Annotated in this window: 23 protein-coding genes; 7 read left to right on the top strand and 16 right to left on the bottom strand. The window is 69.7% G+C overall.

Annotation, left to right across the window (positions count from 1 at the left end; all coding sequences use genetic code 11):
• The 3 genes from JOF29_RS18880 to JOF29_RS18870 are packed head-to-tail and all read right to left on the bottom strand — an operon-like array spanning nucleotide 1 to nucleotide 3,303.
• On the bottom strand, nucleotides 1-1,233 hold the full coding sequence (locus JOF29_RS18880) for an ABC transporter permease (protein WP_209695480.1): 1,233 nt from the start codon (nucleotides 1,231-1,233) through the stop codon (nucleotides 1-3).
• Entirely contained in the window at nucleotides 1,233-1,925 is a 693-nt protein-coding gene (locus tag JOF29_RS18875; RefSeq protein WP_307863454.1) for an ABC transporter ATP-binding protein, read from the bottom strand. Before JOF29_RS18875 ends, JOF29_RS18880 begins: the two co-directional genes overlap by 1 nt.
• Nucleotides 1,915-3,303: an efflux RND transporter periplasmic adaptor subunit gene (locus tag JOF29_RS18870; protein WP_209695479.1), complete on the bottom strand. Its 1,389-nt coding sequence runs from the start codon at nucleotides 3,301-3,303 to the stop codon at nucleotides 1,915-1,917. Before JOF29_RS18870 ends, JOF29_RS18875 begins: the two co-directional genes overlap by 11 nt.
• Nucleotides 3,304-3,558: 255 nt before the next feature.
• On the opposite strand from JOF29_RS18870, the gene JOF29_RS18865 reads away from it, so the two are divergent.
• The 3 genes from JOF29_RS18865 to JOF29_RS18855 all read left to right on the top strand — a co-directional run bounded on the left by JOF29_RS18865 (nucleotide 3,559) and on the right by JOF29_RS18855 (nucleotide 5,753).
• Nucleotides 3,559-3,930 carry an RNA polymerase-binding protein RbpA gene (locus JOF29_RS18865; RefSeq protein ID WP_131296220.1) on the top strand — a complete coding sequence of 124 codons (372 nt, stop codon included), beginning with the start codon at nucleotides 3,559-3,561 and terminating at the stop codon, nucleotides 3,928-3,930.
• A 94-nt stretch (nucleotides 3,931-4,024) separates the two neighbouring features.
• The gene (locus JOF29_RS18860) at nucleotides 4,025-4,594 is read left to right on the top strand and encodes a TetR/AcrR family transcriptional regulator (RefSeq protein ID WP_209695478.1); all 570 of its coding nucleotides are present in this window, start codon (nucleotides 4,025-4,027) and stop codon (nucleotides 4,592-4,594) included.
• 1 nt (nucleotide 4,595) lies between these two features.
• The gene (locus tag JOF29_RS18855) at nucleotides 4,596-5,753 is read left to right on the top strand and encodes a GDSL-type esterase/lipase family protein (RefSeq protein ID WP_209695477.1); all 1,158 of its coding nucleotides are present in this window, start codon (nucleotides 4,596-4,598) and stop codon (nucleotides 5,751-5,753) included.
• Here JOF29_RS18855 and JOF29_RS18850 read toward each other — a convergent pair.
• Together JOF29_RS18850 and JOF29_RS18845 are read right to left on the bottom strand one after the other, a co-directional pair.
• The gene (locus JOF29_RS18850; protein WP_209695476.1) at nucleotides 5,743-6,279 is read right to left on the bottom strand and encodes an SRPBCC domain-containing protein; all 537 of its coding nucleotides are present in this window, start codon (nucleotides 6,277-6,279) and stop codon (nucleotides 5,743-5,745) included. The genes JOF29_RS18855 and JOF29_RS18850 overlap by 11 nt on opposite strands.
• Nucleotides 6,276-6,584 carry an ArsR/SmtB family transcription factor gene (locus JOF29_RS18845; protein ID WP_209695475.1) on the bottom strand — a complete coding sequence of 103 codons (309 nt, stop codon included), beginning with the start codon at nucleotides 6,582-6,584 and terminating at the stop codon, nucleotides 6,276-6,278. Before JOF29_RS18845 ends, JOF29_RS18850 begins: the two co-directional genes overlap by 4 nt.
• A gap of 416 nt (nucleotides 6,585-7,000) precedes the next feature.
• Here JOF29_RS18845 and JOF29_RS18840 point away from each other — a divergent pair, with 416 nt between their 5' ends.
• Entirely contained in the window at nucleotides 7,001-7,549 is a 549-nt protein-coding gene (locus JOF29_RS18840; protein WP_209695474.1) for a Type 1 glutamine amidotransferase-like domain-containing protein, read from the top strand.
• Between the two features lie 8 nt (nucleotides 7,550-7,557).
• On the opposite strand, the gene JOF29_RS18835 is transcribed toward JOF29_RS18840, so the two are convergent.
• From JOF29_RS18835 to kdd, 8 genes are all read right to left on the bottom strand, one after another.
• Nucleotides 7,558-9,822, bottom strand: a complete 2,265-nt coding sequence (locus JOF29_RS18835) for an FUSC family protein (protein ID WP_209695473.1) — start codon at nucleotides 9,820-9,822, stop codon at nucleotides 7,558-7,560.
• A 58-nt stretch (nucleotides 9,823-9,880) separates the two neighbouring features.
• Nucleotides 9,881-10,411 carry an FxsA family protein gene (locus tag JOF29_RS18830; protein WP_209695472.1) on the bottom strand — a complete coding sequence of 177 codons (531 nt, stop codon included), beginning with the start codon at nucleotides 10,409-10,411 and terminating at the stop codon, nucleotides 9,881-9,883.
• Nucleotides 10,412-10,512: 101 nt separating this feature from the next.
• Complete coding sequence (gene lnt, locus JOF29_RS18825) at nucleotides 10,513-12,084, bottom strand: apolipoprotein N-acyltransferase (RefSeq protein WP_209695471.1); 1,572 nt, start codon at nucleotides 12,082-12,084, stop codon at nucleotides 10,513-10,515.
• Between the two features lie 565 nt (nucleotides 12,085-12,649).
• Nucleotides 12,650-13,039: a 3-aminobutyryl-CoA ammonia lyase gene (gene kal / locus JOF29_RS18820; RefSeq protein WP_307863452.1), complete on the bottom strand. Its 390-nt coding sequence runs from the start codon at nucleotides 13,037-13,039 to the stop codon at nucleotides 12,650-12,652.
• A gap of 2 nt (nucleotides 13,040-13,041) precedes the next feature.
• Entirely contained in the window at nucleotides 13,042-13,794 is a 753-nt protein-coding gene (gene kamE / locus JOF29_RS18815; protein WP_209695470.1) for a lysine 5,6-aminomutase subunit beta, read from the bottom strand.
• Complete coding sequence (kamD, locus tag JOF29_RS18810) at nucleotides 13,791-15,362, bottom strand: lysine 5,6-aminomutase subunit alpha (RefSeq protein WP_209695469.1); 1,572 nt, start codon at nucleotides 15,360-15,362, stop codon at nucleotides 13,791-13,793. The genes kamE and kamD overlap by 4 nt, the downstream gene beginning before the upstream one ends.
• Nucleotides 15,359-16,942: an amidohydrolase gene (locus JOF29_RS18805; protein ID WP_209695468.1), complete on the bottom strand. Its 1,584-nt coding sequence runs from the start codon at nucleotides 16,940-16,942 to the stop codon at nucleotides 15,359-15,361. Before JOF29_RS18805 ends, kamD begins: the two co-directional genes overlap by 4 nt.
• Nucleotides 16,943-16,945: 3 nt before the next feature.
• Nucleotides 16,946-17,980, bottom strand: coding sequence for an L-erythro-3,5-diaminohexanoate dehydrogenase (kdd, locus tag JOF29_RS18800; RefSeq protein ID WP_209695467.1), 1,035 nt, complete (start codon nucleotides 17,978-17,980; stop codon nucleotides 16,946-16,948).
• A gap of 153 nt (nucleotides 17,981-18,133) precedes the next feature.
• Here kdd and JOF29_RS18795 point away from each other — a divergent pair, with 153 nt between their 5' ends.
• Nucleotides 18,134-19,597: a KamA family radical SAM protein gene (locus tag JOF29_RS18795; protein ID WP_209695466.1), complete on the top strand. Its 1,464-nt coding sequence runs from the start codon at nucleotides 18,134-18,136 to the stop codon at nucleotides 19,595-19,597.
• Between the two features lie 125 nt (nucleotides 19,598-19,722).
• Here the strand turns inward: JOF29_RS18795 and JOF29_RS18790 are convergent, their stop codons facing one another.
• Together JOF29_RS18790 and JOF29_RS18785 are read right to left on the bottom strand one after the other, a co-directional pair.
• The gene (locus tag JOF29_RS18790) at nucleotides 19,723-20,382 is read right to left on the bottom strand and encodes an HAD family hydrolase (protein ID WP_209695465.1); all 660 of its coding nucleotides are present in this window, start codon (nucleotides 20,380-20,382) and stop codon (nucleotides 19,723-19,725) included.
• Nucleotides 20,379-20,819 carry an Lrp/AsnC family transcriptional regulator gene (locus JOF29_RS18785; RefSeq protein WP_209695464.1) on the bottom strand — a complete coding sequence of 147 codons (441 nt, stop codon included), beginning with the start codon at nucleotides 20,817-20,819 and terminating at the stop codon, nucleotides 20,379-20,381. The genes JOF29_RS18790 and JOF29_RS18785 overlap by 4 nt, the downstream gene beginning before the upstream one ends.
• 68 nt (nucleotides 20,820-20,887) lie before the next feature.
• On the opposite strand from JOF29_RS18785, the gene JOF29_RS18780 reads away from it, so the two are divergent.
• Together JOF29_RS18780 and JOF29_RS18775 are read left to right on the top strand one after the other, a co-directional pair.
• Entirely contained in the window at nucleotides 20,888-21,808 is a 921-nt protein-coding gene (locus JOF29_RS18780; RefSeq protein ID WP_209696208.1) for a 5'-3' exonuclease, read from the top strand.
• Nucleotides 21,805-23,007, top strand: a complete 1,203-nt coding sequence (locus JOF29_RS18775) for a M20 metallopeptidase family protein (protein ID WP_209695463.1) — start codon at nucleotides 21,805-21,807, stop codon at nucleotides 23,005-23,007. The genes JOF29_RS18780 and JOF29_RS18775 overlap by 4 nt, the downstream gene beginning before the upstream one ends.
• On the opposite strand, the gene JOF29_RS18770 is transcribed toward JOF29_RS18775, so the two are convergent.
• The gene (locus JOF29_RS18770) at nucleotides 22,963-24,117 is read right to left on the bottom strand and encodes an MFS transporter (protein WP_307863451.1); all 1,155 of its coding nucleotides are present in this window, start codon (nucleotides 24,115-24,117) and stop codon (nucleotides 22,963-22,965) included. The two genes, JOF29_RS18775 and JOF29_RS18770, sit on opposite strands and share 45 nt — an antisense overlap.
• Nucleotides 24,118-24,145: the final 28 nt, after the last annotated feature.

Raw genomic sequence — 24,145 nt, 5'->3', positions numbered from 1 at the left:
TCACTCATGTCGTAGTGCGTCGATGGGACGGAGACCGGCGGCTCGGTGCGCCGGCATGCTGCCGAAGAACAGGCCGACCGCCGCGGACACGCCGAGCGCGAGTCCGATCGACGACGGCACCAGCACGGGCTGCACACCGGCCAGCTGGAAGCGGGTGACGATCAGCGCCGCCCCGACGCCGACCGCGCCGCCGATCAGGCTGAGCAGCGTCGCCTCGATCAGGAACTGGCCGAGGACGGTACGCCGGCGAGCCCCGAGCGCCTTGCGGATCCCGATCTCCCGGGTCCGCTCGGTGACCGTGACCAGCATGATGTTGGTGACCCCGATCCCGCCGACCAGCAGGCTGATCGCGGCCACGGTCGCGAGCAGTGCGGTGAACGTCGCCGCGGTGTCCTGGCTGGTCTGCAGGATCTGCGCCGAGTTCGTGATCCGGAACGGCGACGTCGTCTCGGTCGCCGGTACCTGGTGCCGGGCGGTCAGCAGCTGGGTGACCTCGGCCTGCGCGGCGTCGACGCGGTTCTGGTCGGACGCCTGGACGACGATCTGGTTCAGCGCGCCGTACCCGGCCTGGGTCGCGCGCAGCGTGCTGATCGGCACGATCGCAGTCGCGTTCGGGTCGTTGAACCCGGTGCTGTCCTTGCTCGCCAGTACGCCGAGGACGGTGAAGTCGACGGCCCCGAGCTTGATCGTCTGACCGACCGCACTGGCCGGCCGCGTGAACAGTTCGGTCGCCGCGGTCTGCCCGAGCAGGATCACCCGCTGGGACCTGTCGACGTCCGCCTGCGTGAACGCCTGCCCGATCTGCACCGGCGTGTTGGTGGCCGGCATGTACGCCGGTGTCGTACCGATCACCTGGTTGACCGTGTAGCTGGTGTCGCCGTTGGTCGCCGTACCGGAGCTGGTCATCACCGGTGCGACGGACGCGATGTCGGGCGCGAGGTTCTTGTCCGCGAGAGCGCTCGCGTCCTCGAGCGTCAGGCTGTACTGCTGATTCGCCGGACCGGCCTGACCACGGACGAAACCGCCGCCACCACCGGTCGTGGAGACCGTGAGCAGGTTCGTACCCATCGCCTCCAGCCGCTGCTGCACCGCCTTGCCGGAACCGTTGCCGACCGCAACCAGCACGATCACCGCACCGACGCCGATCGACACGCCGAGGACGGTCAGCAGGGATCTGAGTTTGTTCGCGGTGAGGCCGCGGAGCGCGGCGCCCATCAGGTCACGTGGTGACATCAGCGGGTCACCTCGTCGGAGTCGATCCGGCCGTCGGTCACGTGCACCAGCCGCCGGGCGCGGGCCGCCACGTCGTGCTCGTGGGTGATCACGATGATCGTCCGGCCCTCGGCGTGCAGCTGGTCGAACATGCCGAGTACTTCGTCGGTCGAGTGCGCGTCCAGATTGCCGGTCGGCTCGTCGGCGAGCAGGATCCGCGGGCCGGTCGCGAGCGCGCGGGCGATCGCGACGCGCTGCTGCTGACCACCGGACAGCTCGTTCGGCCGGTGCGTGGTGCGGTCCGCGAGGCCGACCAGTTCGAGCGCGCGGTTCGCCCGCCGCCGGCGCTCCGCCCGGCGCAGGTGTGCGTAGGTGAGCGGCAGCTCGACGTTCGCGAGCGCGGTGGTCCGCGGGATCAGGTTGAACGACTGGAAGATGAACCCGATCTTGCGGCCGCGGACGAGCGCCTGCTGGTCCTCGGTCAGCCGGGCCACGTCGCTGCCGTCGAGCCAGTACTCCCCGCGCGACGGTACGTCGAGGCAGCCGAGGATGTTCATCAACGTGGACTTGCCGGAGCCGGACGAGCCCATCACCGCGACGTACTCCCCGGCCTCGACCCGCAGCGACACGCCCCGAAGCGCGCGCACCGCCGTCTCACCGTGGCCGTACGTCTTGGTGACCTCCCGGATCTCGATCAGGGCGTCAGCGGCCACCGAAACCACCGCCACCGGCTCCGCTGCCAGTTCCACGACCGAGCCCACCACCGGCGCCGCCGCCGGGGTACTGGCCGCCGCCGAGCTGGCCCTGCCGGTTCTGGCCGGTCTGCGTACCGGTGCCGCCGATGGAGCCCTGCAGCAGCTCGATCTGGTCGCCCTCGTTCACGCCGGACACGATCTGGGTGTAGCTGTCGCCGCGGACACCGATCTTGACGTCACGGGACCCGCTGCCGTCGGCCATCGTCACCGTGTACGTCGTGCCACTGGTCGCGATCGCGGTGCTCGGGACATAGAGGGCGTTCGCGGCCTTCGCGGTCTGGACCGTGACGTTCGCGGTCTGGCCGATCCGGGCGTTCGCCGGGAGCTTGGCGAGGCTGAACGTCGCCGAGTACGAGACGACGCCGTTGGTCGTGGTGGGGGTCGGCGACACGGCCGCCAGCGAGGCGGTCAGCGTCGTACCGGGCTCGGCGTTCAGGGTCACGGTCGCGGACTGGCCGGCCTTGATCTTGATCGCGTCGGCCTCGGCGAACGCCGCCACCACCTGGAGCGACTTGAGGTCGGCGATGTCGGCGAAGCCGGTGCCCGACGTGCTCGACGTACTGCTGGAGGTCGAGGATGAACCTTGACCTGAGGTCGAGCCTTGCCCGCCGCTGCTCCCGCTCCCTGAACCTGAGCTGGAGCCGCCGGATGCCGAGCCGACCGCGCCGTTCACCGCGGTGATGGTGCCGGCGATCGGAGCCTTCAGCGTGGTCGCCGCGACCGCGGCCTCGGCGGCGTCGACGTTCTGGTCGGCCTGTTCCTTGTCCGCCTTCGCCTTCGCCAGGCCGGCCTCCGCGTTGCTGACGGCAACTTCCGGGCTCTGACCCTGACTCTGACCTTGAGACTGGCTCTGGGTCTGCTGCTGACCGTTGCTCGGCGTCGGGGTCGGCGACGGGGAGGCCGACGCCGCCTCCGCAGCGGTGAGGGCGTTCTGCGCGTCGCTCAGTGAGCCCTCGGCCGCGGTCACCGAGTTCGCCGAGGCGATCTGGTTCTGCTGGGCGATCACCAGCTGCCGTTCGGCGCCGGACGGGTCGATCTTCGCGATCGCCGCGCCCTTCGCGACCACCTGGCCGACCTTGACCAGGACCTGGGTGACGGTTCCGGAGGTCTCGAACTGCGGCGCAGCAGTCGTCGAGCTTTGCAGGGTGCCGCTGGAGCTGACGCTGGCGGTGACCGCGCCGCGCTGGACGGCGACCGACGGCCGGGTCGCGCCGGCGGCCGGTGGATCCTTCTTGAAGAACAGGAAGTAGGCGGTCACGCCGATGACGAGCACAATGGCCACCAGGGCCACGTTCACGAAACTGAGGCCACGGAGCTTGTGGCGGGGTAGCACCATGGACGCTGACGCTATGGTCGATTACTGAGGAGGAGATCCTCGCTTCCTGGCAACAGGCTGTGAACCGGATATCGATTCGGAACGTCGTACCCCGGTCGGCCCGGGACACACGGCGACAGAGCGGGATCTGTGAACAGCTGATGACAGCAGGTCACGACGGGCTGTCAGGTGCGAACATATGGCTCGGACATGCCAAAATGGGAATGATCCGGGCCGGCCGACCGTTGGCCCGGATGACGATCTCGGAGGTTTGACATGTCTAATCGCGTACTGCGTGGTTCGGGGCTGGGTGGGGTCAGCTTCGAGGATGACCGTGGTGTTGAGTTCGCTCCCCGCCAGATGATCACGTACGACTGCCCCCGCGGCCATGTGGTCGAGGTCACGATGGCGCACGACGCCGAGGTGCCCGCGATCTGGGAGTGCCCGCACTGCGGCAGCGAGGCCGCCCGCTCCACCGGCGAGAAGCCGGAGCCGAAGCAGGAGAAGCCGGCCCGTACGCACTGGGACATGCTGCGCGAGCGCCGGAGCATCTCGGAGCTGGAGGAGCTGCTGGCCGAGCGGGTCGAGCTGCTCCGCAAGGGTGAGATCGGCCCGGCGCACCTGCACCGGACCAAGCGCACCGCCTGAGCCACATCCCCCGGAACCCTCATCGCAATGGCGCGGTGAGGGTTTCTCTTTGATCCGATTTGCCTAATGTCTTTAGGCAAATACATAATGAGGTATGGCAAGAGTGGGGTTGAGCGGCGCTCGACTGGCGCAGGCAGGCGCGGAGCTGGCGGACGAGGCCGGCTTCGACCGGGTCACCGTCTCGGCCCTGGCCCGCCGCTTCGACGTGCAGGTCGCCAGCCTGTACTCGCACGTCCGCAACTCCGACGACCTGAAGACCCGGATCGCCACCGTCGCCCTCAGCGAACTCGCCGACCAGGCCGCAGCCGCCCTCGCCGGCCGGGCCGGCGCCGATGCACTGACCGCCATGGCGAACGTCTACCGCACCTACGCCCACGAACACCCCGGCCGCTACGCGGCCTCCCGCCACAATCCAATTGCTGTGAGCTCAGCTGACTACGTGGCTGCTGGGCGGAGGCATTCGGAGCTGTGGCGGGCAGTGCTGCGTGGTTACAACCTGGGCGAGCCGGCGCAGACGGATGCCGTGCGGCTGATCGGGAGTGTCGTGCACGGCTACGTGACCCTCGAGCTCGCCGGCTCCTTCAGTTACAGCGCGCCGGACAGCGCCGACAGCTGGCCCCGCATCCTCGACGCCCTCGACGCCCTCCTTCGTACCTGGAGCTGATATGCACACCGTCCCCCTCACCATCGACCTCCTCCGCGGAGCCCTCGACCTCGAGCCGACCGCGCGCGGCGTCCTGCCGCACCGCCTCCCCGCCTGGGCGCGAACGCAGTACGACGACCCCCAGATGGACATGGTCGACTCCCAGCCGTCCGGCGTACGGCTCGTCTTCCGCACCGCAGCCACGCGGATCGAGCTCGACACCCTCCCGACCAAGCGCGACTACGTCGGCGCGCCCGCACGCCCCGACGGTGTGTACGACGTACTCGTCGACGGCCGGCTGTTCACCCAGCTCACCGCCCCCGACGGCGACGTGATCACGATCGACCTGGTGACCGGCTCCACCCAGACCCGGCAAGGCACACCGCAGACCCTCCGCATCGAGGGCCTCGCCGCCGCGCCGAAGACCGTGGAGATCTGGCTCCCGCACGACGAGACCACCGAACTGGTTGCCCTGCGCACCGACCAGCCGGTCGAACCGGTACCGTCCGCCCGCCGCGTCTGGCTGCACCACGGCAGCTCGATCAGCCACGGCTCGAACGCGACCCACCCGACCGGCACCTGGCCGGCCCTCGCCGCGGCACAGGCCGACGTCGAACTGCTGAACCTCGGCTTCGGCGGCAGCGCGTACCTGCAGCCGTTCATCGCGCGCACGATCCGCGACACGCCCGCCGACCTGATCAGCCTGAAGCTCGGCATCAACATCGTGAACTCCGACAGCCTCCGGCTGCGCACCTTCACGCCCGGCGTCCACGGCTTCCTCGACACCATCCGCGACGGCCACCCGGAAACGCCGCTGCTGGTCGTCTCCTCGATCCTCTGCCCGATCCACGAGGACACCCCCGGCCCGACCGGCTGGAACCTCGAGGCCCTCGCCGCGGGTCAGCTACGGTTCACCGCGACCGGCAACCCCGACGACGTCCCGGCCGGCAAACTCACCCTGTCGGTCATCCGCGCCGAACTCGCCCGCATCGTGGCCCAGCGCGCTCTCGACGACCCCAACCTGCACTACCTCGACGGCCGCACCCTGTACGGCGAACCGGACAATGCCGCGCACCGGCTGAGCGACGACCTGCACCCGGACGCCGCCACGCACCAGGTGATGGCCGACCGTTTCACCGAGCATGCGTTCAGCTCGAAGGGTCCGTTCGTTACCGGCTGAGCTCCGCGTAGTGGTCCTGCAGCGCCTTTCGCTCCTCTGTCGACCGCGGCCGGACGGCTTCGCCCAGACTGGCCTGGAGCCGGTCGAGCAGATGATGCCAGCCGGCGGCGTTGCGGGACAGGACGGTGATCGGGTCGACCCCGGACGATCCGAGCTCCATCGCCGCACGCACGTCGTCCATGCTCAGCACATGGGTCAGTTCCAGCCGGCAGCCTTGGTCCTCGAGCGGGCTCAACTGCCAGGTCACGACCGCGCTGGGATTCACGTGCTCCCAGAAGGTGTGCTCGAACAACCGCGGCGGATCGAGCCGCAGGACCCGGTCCACGACGCGCACATCACCCTGATGACGAGTCACGTACGACCCACCCTCGCGAAGGTCCAGCTCGGGCCGCATGCCGGTCCACTGCTCGATCGCGGCCGGATCGGTGATCGCCTTCCACACCGACTCGATCGGCTGCGTGAGGCGGCGTTCGTAGCGAAACGTCACCCGGTCGGCGCCGCGTTCGATGGTGCCGTCGTCGGTCACTGGTGCTCCTCTGTCTCGAGATGTGCTTGCAAGGCATCGAGCCGGCGTGCCCAGAACTGGCGGTAGCGATCCAGCCAGGCATCGATCTCGGCGAACGGGGCGGGATTGATCCGGTACAGCCGCCGTTGGCTGTCCCCGCGCACCACGACCATCTCGGCCTCGCGCAGGATCCGCAGCTGCTTGGACACCACCGGCTGGCTCAGGCCGAGCTCGTCGACCAGGTCGCCCACCGGACGTTCGCCCTGGATCAGCGCGTCGAGGATCAGGCGCCGCTGCGGCTGGGCCAAGACACCGAACGAGTCCACGCCAGTACTATATACCGATTACGACATATACGGGGATCTGCCGACGTACTTCGGCTCTCGCGGTGCAGGACCCGTTGAGTGGGTGGGGTCGACCGGGGCCGGACCGGTCGCTGATCCGCGGGGTCCGGCACGAACCCGCTGGCTGATCCCAGAGGTTCCGGCGCTCGACTGCGCCGGTGTTCAGTGGAAGCCTCGTGGGTTGGGAGTGTGCGTGTCGTCGTCACGTACTGAGGTGCGCCTGCTGGCGCTGACCTGTGGCATCACGATCGCGAACGTCTACTACGCGCAACCGTTGCTCGCGACGATCGCCCAGGACCTCGGAGGCGGCCGGGCCGCGACCGGCAGCGTCGTCACCGGCACCCAGCTCGGCCGGGCTGGGTGCGCTCCCGGACTGGCTCGCAGCAGGTCCCCGCCCGGTGACGCGAGCGGTTCTGATCCCCACCGCGGCCAACCCGTTGCCGTCGGCACCGTGGGTCGATGCGGCTCACGAGTTGTTGACCGGTGCCGGCATCCGGGTCGACCAGCTGGATGTCGAACACGCTGATGAGGACGAGGTACGGCGGACGCTCGGCCAGGCACAGCTGGTGTTCGTCGCGGGCGGGTTTCCGCTGTTCCTCCTCGAGCACGCGATGCACTCCGGGTTTGCGCGTCTCGTCGTACCCGCGGTGCGCAGCGGTCGCCTCGACTACGTCGGCATCTCCGCCGGCGCCGCCCTCGCGGCACCGGATCTGGCCTATTTCCGGGAACCTGACGCCGCGATCGATCCCGGCGATCCACGGGTCACCGGGTCGACCGCCGGCCTGTCCCTGGTTCCCTTCCTCGTGCTCGCGCACCGCAATCGCGGCCGCGCCGCCCGCCACGACCGCCAGCTCACCGAGCAGGGCGCCGAGCACTTCGTCTCCATCGACGACGACCAGGCCGTGACCATCGACGGCAACACCTGGCGCCTCGTCCACTCCCGCTGAACGGTTGTCTAGGTCCGCTGGGCGGCGGTGACGAGGCTCGGCTGGAGGCGGCGTACGACTTCCAGGTGGTCGTTCGTCCAGAGGATCCGGATCGCGGTCGGCGTCGCCTGGTCGTCGGCGTCGTACAGGTCGTTCCGTACGGCGTCCACCAGGCGCGTCTTCGCCGGGTGGTCGTGGGGCAACGGCTCCGGTACCGACGCCTGGCCGTCCAGGGCGCCGGCCAGGTTCGAGTACCACTGGAGCAGCCGGTCCGCTGACGCGAGTAGTGCCGCCTGCGCCGAGGCGCGGTCGTCCGACGGTGGTCGCCCGTCGGCGTACCGCTCCCAGAGTTCGAGTACGGCGTCCGCGGCCAACCGGACCGCGACCACACCGGTGACGAGCGCCGTCATCTCGCTCAGCGGAACCGTCTTCGCGCCCCGCTCTGCGAGGTACGTGCGGAACGTGTCGTCCAGCCGCCGCGCCGCGGCCGCCGCGCGCCGCCCGTCCTGCGGCATCCGCGGACCGGGCGCGCAGCACGACACGGCGTACCCGACGACGCTGACGAGGTACCGCGCGCTGTCGAGGTAGGCCTCGGCCAGCGCCTTCCCGACCGCCTTCGACGCCCCGCGCGGCCAGAACAGCAGGCCGACCGCGACGCTGACCGCGCACCCGAGCGCGATGTCGCCGATCCGGAACAGGATCAACGACCAGCCCTCCGGCTGCGCGATGCTGAACAGGATCACCAGCGTCACCGTGAACGCCGCCTGCCCGGTCGCGAACGAGATCGCTGCCGGCACGATCCCGGCCACGAGTACTGCGATCGGCAGCAGGATCCACAACGCGGTCCGGTTGCCGCCGATCAGCTGCAGCAGGACGGCTCCGACGATCGAGCCGACGACCGTGCCGCCGATCGCCCGGTACGCGTTCTGGCCGGTGCTCAGCGCGTTGGACCGCAGTACCGACAGTGTCCCGAGGATCACCCAGAAACCATGCTGTACGCCGGTCACGTTCGCGAGCGCCACCGCCGCGGCGAGACCGACCGCGCCGCGGATGCTGTTGTGCAGCCAGACCGAATGTGGTTCGAGATGCGCGGCGGCGCGTTCCGTGGCGCTGGCGAACGGGCCTGCGAGCGCACTCGGCTCGCGACCGAGGAGGCGGTCGGTCCAGCTGCGCTGATCAGAACGTCGGGCGGTCTCGACGTTCTGCGCGATCAGCAGCACCCCGAACGCGACCTCCTGCGCACGGAACGACACGTTCAGGCTGCCGAGCAGGTCGGCCTCCGAGCGGTACGTCGACGGCAGCCGGCCGGCGGCGCCATCCTCGAGCTTCGTCACCGCGTCCCGCAGTACCTGTGCTGCGCTCGTCAGATTGTCAACATTCTGCGATCCGTCGTCGAGCAGTTCGGCACTGCACGCGAGGACGCCGGCGGCCGCGACATGCACGGCCGCGGACTCCGCGTCACAGGTCGTTGCCTCGGGCCCCGGTTCGTCGAGGATGCCGCTCAGCCAGGTGAGTTCGTCGACGAGCCGGACGAGGGCGCGCGAGCCGGTGGACAGCCCGGTCGGGCGGTACGGCGTCGCGGTGAACGTACGGCGGAGTTCGTCGATCAGTGTCGCGGTCTCCCGCGTGCGGACGGCGCACACGTCGACGGAGTCCAGCGCCTCCGAACGCAACTGCGCCGCGGCGGCCCGGCACACCCGCGCGGCCGGCGCCCGGAGCGGGTCGATCGACGTCCGCGGCCAGAGGAACGACACGGCGAAGACCGCGGCGACGGCGGCGATCGCGACACCGGCGAGCCGGTCAGGCAGCGTCGACAGCGAGCCGGGCGTGGCAACGGACAGGATGAACGACAGCAGCAACGACGTACCGGCGCCGGCAAGCACCGAGCTGACGACGCCCGAGAACAGTACGGCGAACCCGACGACGGCGGTCACCACGACCGCTGACCACACGGAGTACCCGGCGAAGGTCCCGAGCGACACCAGCACCAGCCACGCGACCGCCAACTGGAGCTGCGCGCGGATCCGCTGCCCGGCACTGCCCGGGAAGTCGACGAGCAGCAACATCGCGAACGCCCCGAACGCCGCGAAGCTCGCCACCGTCGGCGCCTTCAGAACCCCCGCACAGAACGCGAACAACAACGGCATCACCACCGCGGTCCGGGCCGCCCGCCGCGTCGCCGCCAGCCCGGGATCCCGCCGCCGCAACCACCCGACCAACCCCGACAGCCGCGCAGCGGCCGGCCCTCCACCAGCTGCCGGCCCACCGATCAGCCGTCCACCGAGCACCCGCATCCGCGCTCCTCGCTACCCGACCTCCCCCGCCGCCTGCACCAGTGTGCCGCTAGCGGGCCTACTTCTCCGGGTCGACTACTTCGCCTTGGATGACGTCGCCGGAGGCGGGCCGGCGGGGCTGGGTGGCGCCGGGCATGAACGGGGTGAAGTCGGGTGGGGTGAGGGTGGCGGCGCGGCGGGTCAGGAAGCGCGTGGTGAGGCGCCGGGCCAGGGGCCGGGTGAACGGGAGGAGGAAGAAAAGTCCCACGGCGTCGGAGATGAAGCCGGGGATGATCACCAGGGCTCCGCCGATCAGCACCATGCCGCTGTCGGTCAGGTCACGGCCGGGCGAGCTGCCACCGGTGCCCTTCCCGTCGGTGACGGTGGCGCCGGTCAGGTTGGCTCCCGGGAGGTTGGCCGACTGGACGGCTGCTTGGAGGGTGGTCCAGGCACGGCGGCCGGCGCGCTTCAGGAGCCAGGCGCCGAAGACGGTTTCCAGGGCGAGCAGGCCGACGGTGGGCCAGCCGCCGATGGCGTGGCCTACCTGGATGATCACGAAGATCTCCACGATCGGTACGGCCAGCAGTGCAAGCCCGATCAACCACGGCATGTTCTGTCCCTTCCCGCAAGTTCACCCCAGTGTTACAGGTCGCGGCAGGCGTTCCCAGGTCCGCCGAGGTCGTCGGGGGGCGTTCAGGGGATACCCCGACGTCAGGCGGGCACCTTCTCGCGTTCCTTCGTGGAACCTGTGGCCGGGGGCGGTGGGGTCTTGTCCCCGCGGGTACGGCGACGCTCGACCATCGCGACCACCAGCCCGAGCAGCCCGAGCGCCGTCAGCACCCACTGTGGCCAGCCGCCGAGCGTCGTCGCCAGCGTGTGGCCGTCCTTCAGCGGCACGTTCGCGACGTACACGTCCCGGGTGAACTGCGCCGACTTGTGCTCGACCGACCCGTCCGGGCGGATCACCCCGGAGATCCCGCTGGTGGACGCGATCAGGATCGTCCGGCCGGTCTCGATCGCGCGCATCCGGGTGATCGCGAACTGCTGCTCGGGCTGCCCGGTGCCGCCGTACGTCGCGTTGTTGGTCTGCACGATCAGGACCTGGGCACCGCCCTTCACGACGTCCTGGATCACGTTGTCGTACGCCAGCTCGAAGCAGATCACGTCGCCGTACGTCACACCGCGGATCGGCATCACGCCGGGCCCGACACCGGGCACCGTCTGCGCGCCGATCATCTCCAGCCGGTGGATGTACGGCAGCAGCTGGTTGCGGAACGGGATGTACTCGCCGAACGGCACCGGATGCCGCTTCGCGTACCGCTGACCCGGTCCGGTCGCCGGGTCCCACACGATCCCGGCGGTCTGCCGCTCGTTCGGCCCGGGGCCTTCGGTGACGGCGCCGACCAGGATCGGTACGTCCACCGCCTTCACGGCCTCCTCGATGTCGGCCCGGGTCTCGTCGTCCTTGTACGGGTCGATGTCGGTGGAGTTCTCCGGCCAGATCACCAGGTCCGGCTTCTTCACGGTCCCGGCCTGAATCTCCTTCTGCAGGTCCAGCGTCGCCTGCAGGTGGTTGCGGGTCACGGTCCGCGCCCGGCCGAGGAACTCGAGCCCCTTGCCCGGCACGTTGCCCTGCACCATCGCGGTCGTCACGCTCTTCCCGTCACCGGCGAGCGACAGGTGGATCAGCGCACTCCCGAACACGATCGCCAGCCCTGCCACCAGCGCCACCGCCCGCATCCGCAGCGCGGTCCCCCGGCGCAGTACGGCGTACACGAGGACGCCGACGAACGCGACGACGAAGCTCAGCCCCGGGATCCCGACGTACGCCGCCAGCTTGCCGAGCGACCCGTCCGAGAAGGCCCACGCGAGCCGCCCCCACGGGAACCCGCCGAACGGCACCGACGCGGTCGCGAACTCGGTCGCCACCCACAGGCACGGGATCCACAACGGCCACAGCCGAAGCTTCAGCACCTGCGTCGCGAACAACCCGAAGACCGCGTAGAACAACCCCTCGAGAACCGCCAGCGCGATCGCGGCGTCCCCGCCGATCACGCTCAGCCAGGGCACCAGGACGGCGTAGTAGGTGATCCCGAAGCCGGCGCCGACCAGGAAGCCGGCCTTCATCGAGATCCCGTGCAGCGCGGCCAGGAAGAGCGGAACGGCGACGATCGTCAGCCACGGCAGGTCGTGCGGCTGGAACGCGAAACCGAGCATCGCCCCGGCCGCCACGGCCGCCGCCACCCGCGGCAGCAGCCGCCCCAGCGCCTTCAACCGGTCCACGCGGTAACCCCTTGTCCTCACTCACCGGCGGACGCCGGTCGCACGACCGTACAACGTCCTGGACACGCCAATGTATCCGGTCAGTAGCCAAAAGGTGTCGGTCGTTGTCAGCGCCGGGAAATGTCACCGGAGCGGACCGAATCGGACTGGAGTCCGGGCGCGTCCAGAGGAAAGAGGCTCGGCGTGCCTTCGGACCAACCGGCGATACGCTGGCTGCGCACCGTCCGGCTGTTGTCTACTGGCCGCCGAGCCTCTTCCACCTCTGCCCCGCGGGGGGCTCACCGCCGGCGATCTCAGCCCCCGTCGACTCAAGCCTGGCTTTGGCCTGGTCAGCGTCGCGGGATCATCCGGCGGCCGAACTTCGTGTGACCGTTGAACAAACGGGATATGACGACTCCCAAAACGATGCTCGCTGGCGGCGACGGTGTCAACCTCTCCCCCGGCTCTTTGAGCCCGTTGTAACACTATCGCCTGTGCTACAAGGGAAAACGAGGAACCCTCAGTCAAGTCACGTTACAGAGCGATGTCGGCACTCCACGTGATCGTTACCCAGGGCAACCAATCGTCACCCAACCGGGACGACAACGGTCCCCTTGGCCCGGGTGATCTCCAGCGGTTCGCCGAGTACTTCGGCAGCCGAGGCGGATCGGTCCGGACGACCGCGGCAGACGACGTACGCGCTGAAATCGAGGTCCCGGCTGCGGTTGCCGACCCGGCTGATCGTCGCGGACACCTCGACCACGTCGCCGGCCCGGAGCGGCTGCAGGAACTGTACGTCGGAGTACGACGCGAACAGGCCCTCGTCACCGTCCGCCTGGATGCACACCTCGGTCGCGACGTCGCCGAAGAGCGCGAGCACGTAGGCGCCGTCGACCAGGTTCCCGGCGTAGTGCGCGTGGCTGTACGGGACGTACCGGCGATGCTTGACGGTCAGACCAATAGTTGCCTTCGACACCTTTATGCAACCGTTCTGTAGGAGTGGCGTTTGGTCACTAGCGCGTCAACGAGATAGCTGGCCACCTCGCCCGGCGTGGTCCCGCGGCCGAACACCCGGTCGACGCCGAGCTCGCCCGCCATCTGCTCGGTGAAACGGGGGCCACCGGCAACCAGCACCGGCCGCGCGTCCTCGGAGTACGCCTCCCGGAACGCCGCCGACATCTCCCTGGTGTTCAGCACGTGCGCCTCGCGCTGCGTGACCACCTGCGAGACCAGGATCGCGTCCGCCTTGTCGGCCTTCGCCCGCCGGACCAGCTCCGGTACGGCGACCTGCGCGCCGAGGTTCACCACCTTCAGCTCGCGGTAGTACTCCAGGCCCTTCTCGCCGGCGAAACCCTTGATGTTGAGGATCGCGTCGATACCGACCGTGTGTGCGTCCGTGCCGATGCAGGCACCGACCACGGTCAGCCGGCGGCGCAGACCCTTGCGGATCGCGAGGTTGACCTCCTTCGGCGACAGCAGCGGGTAGTCGCGCTCGATCACCTCGACCTTCGAGGTGTCGACCAGGTGGTTCACCGGGCCGTACACCACGAAGAACGTGAAGTCCGGGCCGATCGGCTTCGAGTGCACGACCAGCGCCGGGTCCATGCCCATCTTGTTGGCCAGCTGCACCGCCGCACCCTCGGCCCGCTTGTCGTGCGGAACCGGCAGCGTGAACGACAGCTGGACCATGCCGTCGCCGGTGGTATCGCCGTACGGCCGGATGATGCTCATCGGGAGCCCTCCTCGAGCAGCTCGATCGCCGGGTTGTAGTACTCGGCCGACCTGCGGGCGACCCCGTCCAGGCCACGGCCGGCGTTCTGAGGACGTTTCATCAGTCCGAAGGTGCCGTCGCCGATCGCGTTCAGCAGACCGTCGTCGACGATCCGGTCGAGCAGCTCCACCGACTCACCCAGCACCTGCCGGGCGCGCTGCGCGATGAACCCGTTCGGCTCCGGGCGGAAGTCCTCGTGAAGGTTGCCTGCGGCCCCCAACACGTACCGGACGTTCTGCAGCGCCAGGTCCCGGTCCGAGATCCACGGCGTGACCACCGCCTCGGTCATCATGCCGACCAGCAGGATGCCCTGCCCGGTCATCGCGCCGACCAGGTTGAAGAACCCGTCCAGCAGGTACCCGCGGAACACGTCGCCGGTCATGTGCCGGGTCGGCGGCATCCACTTCAGCGGCGCGTTCGGGAACAGCTGCCGGGCCAGCATCGCGTGCGCCAGCTCCAGCCGGAACGAGTCCGGGATGTCCGGGTTGATCTCGAACGCGTGCCCGAGCCCGAGCTGCCAGTCCTCCAGCCCGGCCTCCTTGGCGAAGTACTCGTTCAGCAGCTGCGACACCGTGACCGTGTGCGCCGCCTCGACCGCGTCCGCGGTGGTCAGGTAGTTGTCCTCGCCGGTGTTGATGATGATCCCGGCGCGGGCGTGGATCTGCCGGCTGAACCGCTGGTCGACGAACGTCCGGATCGGGTTGATGTCGCGGAACAGGATCCCGTACATCGAGTCGTTCAGCATCATGTCGAGCCGCTCGAGCCCGGCCAGCGTCGCGATCTCCGGCATGCACAGCCCGGACGCGTAGTTCGTCAGCCGCACGTAGCGACCCAACTCGCGCGAGGACTCGTCCAGGGCGGCGCGCATCAGGCGGAAGTTCTCCTGCGTCGCGTAGGTACCTGCGAAACCTTCCCGGGTCGCGCCCTCCGGTACGTAGTCGAGCAGCGACTGCCCGGTCGACCGGATCACCGCGATGATGTCCGCACCCTCGCGCGCGGCCGCCTGCGCCTGCGGGATGTCCTCGTAGATGTCGCCGGTGGCAACGATCAGGTAGATCCACGGCCGCTGCTCCGGGTCGCCGTGCCGCTTGACCAGCCGGTCCCGCTCGCGCCGCCGGCCGTCGATCCGCTTCATCCCGGCGGCCGCAGACCTCCGTGCCGCGGACCGCGCCCGCACGGCGTCGCGGCCCTCGGGCATCCGGAAGGCCACGGACCCCGATGCGGCCTTCTGCGCCAGTACGGCGAGGTCCTCGGCCTCGCCGCGGACCAGCGCGTCCCAGACCGGCAGGGCGAGACCGTGCTCGAGCCCGACGTCGGCGCGCACGGTGTCGGCGAGGCGGTTCACCCACGGGATGCCTTCGGTGTCGGCGCCGGTCAGCCCGGCAAGCCGCAGTACCGCTCGCTCCACCGACACCGTGGTGTGCTGCCGGGCCAGGTTCACGATCGGCTTGCCGGCCTTGCGCGCGAGGCTACGCGCCTTCCGGACGGTGACCGGATCGAGGTCGAGCTTCTTCGCAGTACCACTCACTGGGACCATCCCTCGGCTTCATAGATGACGCGACCGCCGACGGCAGTCCGCAGGCAGACAGGAGTGCCCTCGCTCAGATCCGGCAGCACCGGTACGCCCGCCCGCGGATCCGTCGACCACGCGGCCACCCGCTGGTCCGGCGTCTGCACGACCAGGTCGGCGTCGGTCTGCCAGATCGCGTACGTCGCGGCGGTGCTGGGTGCGAGTACTCCCGCGTCGTCGATCCCGACGGCCCGCCAACCGCCGCGCGTGTGCGCCTGGAACGCGGCGCGGACGGTGATCCGCTCGGACTGCTCGTGGTGGAACGCGGCCGCGCGTACGGCCTCCCAGCCGCCGAGCTCGGTGACCGGGGCGTCCGACCCGAACGCCAGTACGACGCCGGCGCGGGCCAGCGAGCCGAACGGGTTCATGCCCCGCCAGCGGTCGCCGACGCGCTCGGCGTACATGCCGTCCGGACCTCCCCAGTGGGCGTCGAACATCGGCTGCACGCTGGCCACCACGCCACAGCGGGCGAGTGTCGCGATAGTTGCCTCGTCGACCATTTCGACGTGCTCGAGACGGTGGCGCGCGGCAACCAGCGCCTGCACGCCGACCTTCTCCGCGGCGAGCTCGAACCCGCGGGCGATGTTCTCCATGGCCTGGTCCCCGATGCAGTGGAACCCGGCCTGCACGTTCCGCTCCGTACACGCGATCACGTGCTCGGCGATCTGCTCCGGGGTCAGGTATGCGTGTCCACGGTGGTCGGCCCGATCGGCGTACGGCTCCTTCAGGGCCGCGGTCCGGGAGCCGAGTGCGCCGTCCGCATTCAGGTCACCGGCGAGGCCCGCCAGCCCGTACGTACCGATGTGCTCGAACGCCCCCGGCTCACCCCAGTACAGGGTCGCCGCCAGTCCCAGCTCCTCGGCGACCTCCCGCACGATCGGCAGCTCCCACAGCGGCCCGATGTGCGGCGCCGCCATCTCGTGGAACGCGCCGATACCCTTCGAGGCCATCGCCCGCAGGGCTGCTTCGATCTCCGTCCTCCGCTGCTCCGGCCCGACCAGCTCGCTCAACGCGTCCCGCACCAGGTGGTTCGCGTGCCGCTCGACGCGTCCGCTCTCGTCGAAACCCTCACCGCGCGCGACGTCGAACAACGCGGACGACACCACGCCCGAGTGACCGTCGATCCGCGACAGGTACACACGCCTCCCACCGGCCGCCGCATCCAGCTCCTGCCCGGTCGGCGCGCGACCTTCCGGCCACTTGGTCTCGTCCCACCCGGCGCTGTCGATCACCGCATCCGCGGGCAGGTTCGCCGCGAACGCCTTGAGCTTGTCGAGCGCGCCGGTCAACGACGTCGTACCGGCGAGATCGAGACCGGTCAGCACCGCGCCCGTACCCGCCGCGTGGACGTGGGCATCCACGAACGCCGGCGTCACCAGCTTGCCGTCCAGGTCGATCACCTCGTCCGCGCCGTCGGCGTACGAGCCGGCGCCGGTGTCGTCGCCGAGCCAGGTCACCACCCCGTCGTCGAAGGCGATCGCGGTCGCGTGGGGGTCGGCGGGCGAGTAGACGGAACCGTTCGTCAGAAGTGTGCGCACGGCCTAATCCTCCGCCAGCCTGCTCTCGAACAGACCACGGACACCCGGCTCGGACCGCAACAGCTCCATGGCGTACTCCGCGTGGCCGGGCACGTACCCGTTACCGACCAGCATCGTCACGTCCGCGGCGAGCCCTTCCGCGCCGAGCGCCGCCGCCGAGAACGACGTCGCCATCGAGAAGAAGATCACGGTGCCGCCCGCCGCGGTCGACAGTACGGCGCCGTGCTCACACCCTGGTACGTCGACGCACACAACGGTGATGTCCGCGGGCTCCCCCACCGCCTGTGCGAGGGCGACCGGATCGCGCGCGTCCGCCAGCGCGACCACGTCCGCGAGCCCGGCCGCCGTCAACCGGTCGTGCTCGGCCTGGAACGGCACGATCCCGATCGTGCGCGCCGCACCCGCCCTGCGCGCGGCGGCCAGTGAGAGCGAGCCGGACTTCCCTGCGCCGCCAATTACTGACACGACAGGCTCTATGCCTTTGTCGACATACGCGCGGACCACCCGCGCCGTCAATGCGGGCGCACCGCAGACGTCCATCACGGCCAGCGACAGCTCGGGCTTCAAGTCATCGGGGAGCTTCGCGACGATCGACCGGGCGAACAGGATCGCGTGCCCCTGCGCCGGGACTTGCTCGCTCTTGCCGTCCCAGTCCTTCAGCTCGTCGGTGATCCGCAGCGGGGTCAGCGTCAGCGAGACCAGGGTCGCGACCCGGTCGCCCTTGCGGACGCCGAGCGGCGAGTCCGGGCCGGCCTCGTCGACCACGCCGACGAGCATCCCGCCGGAGCCGGTGACCGGGTTCTGCATCTTGCCGCGGGTCGCGACGATGTCCAGCACCGCGCGGCGGATCGCCGTACCGTCGCCGCCGTGCGTCTCGGCCAGCTGGCGGTACGACGCGGCGTCCAGGTTCAGGCGTTCGACCGAGATCCGGACCTCGTCAGGCCAGATCTCGGGGCGCGCGTCGAGTTTCTCCGCCGCCTGCGGCAGTACGCCGGACGGGGCGAGGACGCGGTGCAGTCCTACCGGGCTCGATGACACTTGGCCTCCTTCGTGCTGCCGGTGCGGTCAGGCAAAATACTACTCAAAGTAGGCCGTGACGAGAATTCTTACGGCGCACTGTTGGATTTAAGGGAAGTTCTATCGCTATCCTCGCATCTGACCGCACCATCCCTTGACGCCACGGAGGCACCCGTGACCGACCTGATCACCCCGGAGCTGGCCCGTTCGGAGCCCGGCGACGGCCAGCCGTACGTCTACCGGCAGGCCGAGCTCGTGGAACCCGACTGGACCCGGCTGCCCGGCTGGAAGGACGTCACCGCCGAGGAGTGGCGCTCGGTGCAGTGGCAGCGGTCGCACTGCGTGAAGAACGTGAAGCAGCTGCGTGACGTGATGGGCGACCTGCTCGAGGACCGGTTGTACGAGGACCTCACCCGCGACCAGGCCGAGCGCGCCACGATGTCGATGCTGCTGCCGCCGCAGATGCTGAACACGATCGTCCCTACCGGCGCCCCGGACTACACGGCCGCGTTCTACGCCGACCCGGTCCGCCGGTACATGCTCCCGGTGTTCAGTGACCGCCGTACCGACTGGCCGTCGCATCCGCACGCGACCCGGGACTCGCTGCACGAGCACGAGATGTGGGCCACGGAGGGGTTGACCCACCGCTACCCGACGAAGGTCCTCGCGGAGATCCTTCCGACCTGCCCGCAGTACTGCGGTCACTGCACCCGGATGGACCTCGTCGGCAACTCGACGCCGGTGATCGAGAAGCTGAAGTTCGTCGCCAAGCCGCAGACCCGGCTGGACGACATGCTCGACTACCTGCGCCGTACGCCGGGCGTCCGGGACGTCGTCGTCTCCGGCGGCGACGTGGCGAACATGCCGTGGCCGCGGCTCGAGGCGTTCCTGATGAGCCTGCTCGAGATCGAGAACATCCGCGACATCCGGATGGCCACGAAGGCACTGATGGGCATGCCACAGCACTGGCTGTCGTCCGACGTCCTGTCCGGGGTGGAACGCGTCGCGTCGGTCGCGCGCAGCCGGGGCGTGATGGTCGCGATGCACACCCACGTGAACGCCGCCCAGTCCATCACCCCGCTGGTCGCCGAGGCCTCCAAGGCGATGCTCGAGGCCGGCCTCCGTGACGTCCGCAACCAGGGCGTGCTGATGCGCGGCGTCAACGACTCGATCCCGGAGCTCCTCGACCTGTGCTTCGCGCTGCTCGACGGCGCGAACATCACGCCGTACTACTTCTACATGTGCGACATGATCCCGTTCTCCGAGCACTGGCGGGTCTCGGTCCGCGACGCCCAGCACCTCCAGCACGGCATCCTCGGCTACCTCCCCGGCTTCGCGACCCCGCGCATCGTCTGCGACGTCCCGTACGTCGGCAAGCGCTGGGTCCACCAGCTGTCCGAGTACGACGAGGTCCGCGGCATCTCGTACTGGAAGAAGAACTACCGCACCGGCATCGAACAGCAGGACCCCGAGGCGCTGAACCGCACCTACGAGTACTACGACCCGATCGACACCCTCCCCACCGACGGCCAGAACTGGTGGCGCCAGCACGCCGGCAACCACCTGGCCGAAGCCGAAGCCCGAGCCGCCGCTTCCCGCACCGCAGCCGAGGCGCAAACCCTCCTCGAGCTGAACTAGTACCGCACCTTCCGCCCGTCCCATCCGACTTTGAGAAGCCACCGACCAGTTTCGCGGCCGCTCCGTGGTCGGTGGCTTCTCAAAGATGGTCGGCGATGGGGGCTTCGGTGGAGTTCGGGCGGTGGTCAGGGTAGGTGGGTCGTCAGTTCCGCGAAGGTTTTGATTGTTGGGCCTTGCCAGGTTGGGTCGTTGTCCGCGTGTTCGAGGGTGCGGATGGTGTACATGCCCAGGGCGGCCGCGGCGGGGAGTTCGCCGTCGTTGCCGTCGCCTACGTAGATGCAGTCGGTCGGGTCGGCGCCGAGGGCCGTGCAGGCTGCCCGGTAGATCGCTGGGTCGGGTTTGGCGGCGCCGACTTCGGCGGAGAACATCGTTGCGTCGCAGTACTGCGCCATCGGGCTGTTGGGCCACTGGAGTTGGGTTTCGGCGGTGATGTTGCTGACCAGGCCGATCCGCCAGCCGGCTGCCTTGAACGCGCCGAGGGTGTCGAGGGTCGCCGGCGGCGCGGCGCTCAGGAGGTTGCGGGCGAGGGCCCGGCGCAGGCTGGTGGCCTCCTGGACCTGGGCCGTCGTCGGCGCGCCGCCGCAGCGTTCGGCGATCACCCGGAGGGTCGCGGGCAGGTCGCCGTACGAGCCGATGAAGCGGTCGTACGACGACGCGTCGAAGGCGCGCTGGAACGCCGCCGGGTCGACGCCGAGCACCGCGCCCATCTGGGCGTTCACCGCATCCCGGGACGCGTCGCCGCCGGGGATCAGGGTGCTGAACAGGTCCGTCAGCAGGACCTTCACAGGGCTGGCGGGCGGCGTTCGTACGGTGTGCTGAGGACGATCGTGGTGGTGGTGGAGACGTTCGCGCGGGCGCGGATCACCGCGAGCAGGTTCTCCAGCGCGGCCGGTGAGGCGACCCGGACGACCAGGACATAGCTGGAGTCGCCCGCGACCGAGTAGCAGGACTCGATCTCGGGGACGTCGCGGAGCCGCTCCGGGGAGTCGTCCGGCTGGGACGGGTCGATCGGCCGGATCGAGATCAGCGCGGTCAGCGGCAGGTCCAGCGCGGTGTGGTCGACGGTGGCGGCGTACCCCTGGATGATGCCGCGCTGCTCGAGGCGCTTCACCCGCTGATGTACGGCCGACGTGGACAGGCCGGTCGCCTTGCCCAGGTCGGTGAAGCTCATCCTGCCGTCGGACGCGAGCAGCCCGACGATCTTGCGGTCCAGGTCCTCCATCCCGAAGACCCTACTGCCCCGAGCGCCCGGCATGAAAGCATCGGCCTATGGCTGAGACACAGCGGCTGATGCTGCTCGACACCGCGTCGCTCTATTTCCGCGCGTTCTTCGGTGTGCCGGACACGATGAAGGCCGCCGACGGTACGCCGACGAACGCGATCCGCGGGCTGCTGGACTTCATCGCCCGGCTCGCCGAGAACCACCGGCCGACCCACATGGTCGCCTGCTGGGACGACAACTGGCGTCCCTCCTGGCGGGTCGCGCTGATTCCGTCGTACAAGGCGCAGCGGGTCGAGTTCGTGTCGCCGAAGGGCGAGCAGATCGAGGACGTACCGGACCGCCTGGAGGTGCAGGTGCCGTACATCCGCGCCTGCCTGGAGGCGATCGGGATCGCGGTCGTCGGCGCCCCGGACCACGAGGCCGACGACGTGATCGGGACGCTCTCGCACCAAGCGACGATGCCGGTCGACGTCGTCACCGGCGACCGCGACCTGTTCCAGCTGATCGACGACATCCGCGGCGTCCGGATCGTCTACACGGCGGCCCGCGGCGTCGGACGCGCCGAGGTGTACGACGAGGCCGCGCTGCTCGCGAAGTACGACATCCCCGCCCAGCGGTACGCCGACTTCGCCACGCTGCGTGGTGATGCGTCCGACGGGCTGCCCGGAGTGAAGGGCATCGGCGAGAAGACGGCCGCCGCGCTGGTCACGTCGTACGGCGATCTGGATGCGATCCGCGCCGCGGCCGCCGACCCGAGTACGCCGATGGCGCCTGGCGTGAAGAAGAAGATCCTGGCCGACAGCGACTACCTCGACGTCGCGCCCAAGGTGGTCGCGGTCGCGAAGGACGCCCCGGTCGGGACGTACGACGCGACGCTGCCGCGCGAGATCAAGGACCCGGAACGCTGGCTCGACCTGGTCGAACTGCTCGAACTCGGCAGCAGCGCGCAGCGCGTGATGTCCGCCCTCGACCTGGGCCCGAAAGCATGAGTACCCGCGAGCTGGCGGAAGGGTTCCGCGAGGAGATCGTCACGCTGCGGCGTGCGCTGCACCAGGTGCCGGAGTTCGACCTCGACCTGCCGAAGACGCAGCAACTGGTCCTCGACGCACTCGACGGCCTGCCGCTGGAGATCACGCTCGGCAAGGACCTGTCCTCGGTGACCGCCGTACTCCGTGGCGGTCGCGGGCAGCTGTCATCCACACGTCCGGTCGTACTGCTGCGCGGGGACATGGACGCGCTGCCGGTCACCGAGCGCGTCGACGTACCGTTCGCGTCCCAGCACACCGGGATGATGCATGCCTGCGGCCACGACCTGCACGTCGCGGGGCTCGTCGGCGCGGCGAAGGTGCTGTGCGCGTTGAAGGACGAGCTGCCGGGCGACGTGGTGTTCATGTTCCAGCCCGGCGAGGAGACCTCCGGCGGGGCGCCGATCATGATCCGCGAGGGTGTGCTCGACGCGGCCGGGCGGCGGGCGGACGCGGCGTACGGGCTGCATGTCGGCGCGTCGTCGCAGCCGCTCGGGATGTGGAGCAGCAAGCCCGGGCCGTTCATGGCCGCGGCCGACCAGCTGCACGTCCGGGTGATCGGCGAGGGTACGCACGGGTCGACGCCGTTCCGCGGCAAGGACCCGATCCCGGTGCTGTGCGAGATCGTGACCGCCCTGCAGACGATGATCACCCGGCAGTTCGACGTGTTCGACCCGGTGGTGCTCACGGTCGGGCGGATCGCCGGCGGGACGAAGGAGAACATCATCCCGGACGACGCGTTCTTCGACGCGACCGTACGGACGTTCTCCGAGACGGCTCGGGCGAAGATGCAGAAGTCGTCGATCCAGCTCGTCGAGAACCTCGCGGCGGCACACGGCCTGCAGGTTGAGGCGGAGTACCAGGTCGGCTATCCGGTGACGGTCAACGACGAGGCCGAGTACGCGTTCGCCCGCTCGGTGATCGAGGACCTGTTCGGCGCCGACTGCTTCCGCGAACGCCCGAACCCGCGCTGCGGCGCCGAGGACATGTCGTACGTCCTGAACGAGGTGCCCGGCGTCTACCTGAACCTCAGCGCCTGCGCCGCCGACGACCCGGACGCAGCCGCCGACAACCACTCCCCCTTGGCCAACTTCGACGACTCGGTACTCCCCGACGCCTCAGCCCTGCTGGCCGAGCTTGCGGTACGCCGCCTGGCGCGCTGATACGAATCCGGTCAGGACCAGACCGAGAACCGTGGCTGCGGCGGCAACCAGGTAGATGGCGGACAGGCCGGGTCCGGCGACGACCCGGCCGCCCAGCCAGCCGGCGCAGGCGGCCGCGATCTGGTACGCCGAAGCGTTGACGGCGATCGCGAGCGTCGGGGCCTCGGCGGCTGTGGCGAGGACACGGGCCTGCATACCGGGGATGACCGAGAAGCCGACGGCGCCGAGGGCGAAGACGAGCACGCCGGTGGTGATCGCGGTCGGGCTGAGGCGGAGTGCGACGAGCAGCAGGACGACGATTGCGAGCGCGCCGAGTTGGGACGGCAACAGGGCACGGTCCGCCAGGCGGCCGCCGACCAGGTTCCCGATCGTCGCGCCGACGCCGTACACCAGCAGCATCGGGGCAACGGCAGCGGCGGGGAACGATGCGGGACCAGTCAGCAATGGTGCGAGGTAGGTGAACACCATCAGTACGCCGATGTTGGCGACGGCTGTGATGGTGATCGCGAGACGCAGGTCACGGTTGCGGAAGACCGCGAACTCCCCCAGTGCCCGGGTCCGGACGCCAGGTTGATCATTGGGCACGAAGCGGGCGACCAGGATCAGGCCCGCCGCACAGCAGGCCGTGATCGCCGCGAACGTCGCACGCCAGCCGAACGCCTCGCCGATCCAGGTGCCGAGCGGCGCGCCGAGGATCATCGCCAGGTTCATGCCGAAGGCAAGCTTGGCGACGGTCGACGCCTTCTTCTCCGGCGGCGCGGAGCTGGTCGCGATGACGATCGCATTCGCGAAGAACGTCGAGGTGACCAGCGCGGTCACGATCCGCGCGACGAACAGGACGCCGTACCCGGGCGCGATGCTGGACAGCAGATTGCCGGTGACCGCGACCACGAGCAGCCCGATGACGAGCGGCTTCCGCGGCCGGCCGGCCGTGATCGCCGTCAGCACCGGACCGCCGACGATCATGCCGAGCGCGTACGCCGTCACCAGCAGGCCGGCCGCCGGGATCGGCACGTTCAGGTCCCCCGCCATTGCGGGCAGAATCCCGGCCACCACGAACTCCCCCGTGGTCACCCCGAACACGCACACCAGCAACGCTGTCAGCTTCACGATCACCTCACGGTTGACGACTTCAGTA

This window comes from Kribbella aluminosa, from assembly GCF_017876295.1.
Classification (GTDB): domain Bacteria; phylum Actinomycetota; class Actinomycetes; order Propionibacteriales; family Kribbellaceae; genus Kribbella; species Kribbella aluminosa.
This window is presented reverse-complemented; position numbering and strand designations above follow the sequence as displayed.